General features: G+C 69.2%; 1 protein-coding gene. It reads left to right on the forward strand.

Annotation, left to right across the window (positions count from 1 at the left end):
* The coding region (locus RM844_RS33075) for a hypothetical protein (protein ID WP_311671118.1) at positions 1 to 419 on the forward strand (419 nt) is incomplete at both ends.

Consider the following 419-nt stretch of genomic DNA (forward strand, 5'->3'; position numbering starts at 1 on the left):
GGAGGTGCTGGCCTCCCCCGCCGCCGACGACACGGCGCTCGGCTGGGCCGGGTCGACGGCGGCGCTGAGTTGTGCGCGGACCGGGCTTTTCGATCAGGTCGACGCGATGGCACGGCGCGCGCTGGCGGCGGGGCATCCCGGCCTGCTGCGGTTCACCAGCGGATTCGGCCAGACCACTGCGTTGTTGATGACCGGCCGGCTCGACCAGGCCCAGGACATGGCCCGGAGCATCACCGATTTCACCCAACTGCTGCAGCCCGGTCGTGCCATCGGCGAGGTGTTGATGGCCGACGTACTATTGGTCCGCGGGCAACACGATGAGGCGATTGCGTTGTTGCGCAAGGCAACCGCCGCACTGGCGCCGACCGGATACTCCTGGGGACCACTGGGCTGGATGTTGTTGGCGCAGGCCCTCGGTC

It is taken from the genome of Streptomyces chisholmiae (assembly GCF_031845445.1).
Lineage (GTDB): Bacteria > Actinomycetota > Actinomycetes > Streptomycetales > Streptomycetaceae > Streptomyces > Streptomyces chisholmiae.